We start from the raw sequence: 886 nt of genomic DNA, 5'->3' as shown, positions 1-886 counted from the left end.
GGCCAAGCGCGTGCGAGCCAAATCGCAACAGCGCGGTCTTGCTCGGCTCGACTTCCAGGTCGAATTGCGCCAGACGCGTCGGCATCACCTCCATGAAGGCGCGCGCGTCCGCTTCGTGCTCAAAGCAGGCCACATAGTCATCGGCATAGCGGATCAGGAAGGCTTTGCCCGCGCAGCTCCTGGCGAAACGCTGCTCGAACCAGAGGTCGAGCACATAGTGCAGGTAGAGATTGCTGAGCACGGGCGAGACCAATCCGCCTTGTGGCGTTCCCTCCACGCTGGCTGTGCATACGCCGTCTTCCATGATGCCGGCCTTCAGGAACCGCCGGATGATCCGCAACAGCATGGGATCGCCAATACGGTGCTCCAGAAAGCGCAGCAAGTGGGCATGGGAAACGTGATCGAAGAAGCCTTTGATGTCGGCCTCGACGACCCATTGTGTTCGCTCATTGGTGATGACCTCCGCCACGCGGCGCAGCGCATCGTGCGCGCTACGACCGGGACGAAAGCCATACGAGCAGTCACAAAACTCCGGCTCCCAGATGGCTTGCAGGATCGCGCTGAGGCGATCCTGCACCAGCCGGTCTTCGAAGGCGGGCACACCCAGCGGCCGGTAGCGGCCGTCCCCTTTCGGGATGTAGGTGCGCCGCACCGGCTGTGGCCGGTAGCCCAGTCGGCGCAGCCGTGCCGACAGGTCTTCCAGGCGCGTGTCCAAACCGACGCCATAGTCGTCTTTCCTCACCCCATCAACTCCGGGCGCCTTGCGTCCATCCTGGCGCTCGAAGCTTTCGCGCAGCCCCTCGGGCTCACTCAACAGTCCCATCAGGGCATTGAACCGCTTGCGCGGCTCTTCGCGCGCCATCCGTGTGAAACGCTCAAGTTTGGT

General features: G+C 63.2%; 1 protein-coding gene. It reads right to left on the bottom strand.

Annotation, left to right across the window (positions count from 1 at the left end; genetic code table 11):
* Positions 1 to 886 (bottom strand): reverse transcriptase domain-containing protein (locus G3446_RS26995; protein ID WP_164456725.1); only part of this gene is annotated, 886 nt, incomplete at both ends.

This window comes from Thiorhodococcus minor, assembly GCF_010820565.1.
Lineage (GTDB): Bacteria > Pseudomonadota > Gammaproteobacteria > Chromatiales > Chromatiaceae > Thiorhodococcus > Thiorhodococcus minor.
Note: the sequence above shows the minus strand (reverse complement) of the source record. Positions and strands in the feature narration are given on the sequence as shown.